At 78.4% G+C, this 232-nt stretch carries 1 protein-coding gene; it reads left to right on the top strand.

Annotated features, from left to right (window positions below):
- A partial coding sequence (locus RVY79_RS21745; RefSeq protein WP_317466702.1) for a hypothetical protein occupies positions 1 to 232 on the top strand: 232 nt, incomplete at both ends.

A 232-nucleotide genomic window follows, 5' to 3' on the forward strand; every position in this document is an offset into this window, starting at 1 on the left:
GCCGTGCAGGCGGTGCGCAACGTCACCCGCCAGGTGGCGGCGCGTCCGCAGGCGGTGCAGCGTCTGTCGCGCCCACTGGTGGCGCCCGCCCGTCGTGCCACGCCGCGCGGCCAGGTGGCCCAGGTGGTGGCGCGCCAGGTGGCGCCGATCGCACGCCAGGTGGCTGTCGCCAGCGGGCGGCCTGTCGCCGCCGGGCGTGGCGGCCATGTCTGCGTGAACTGCCGCCGCCATC

It is taken from the genome of Chromohalobacter sp. HP20-39, assembly GCF_033052815.1.
Classification (GTDB): Bacteria; Pseudomonadota; Gammaproteobacteria; order Pseudomonadales; family Halomonadaceae; genus Chromohalobacter.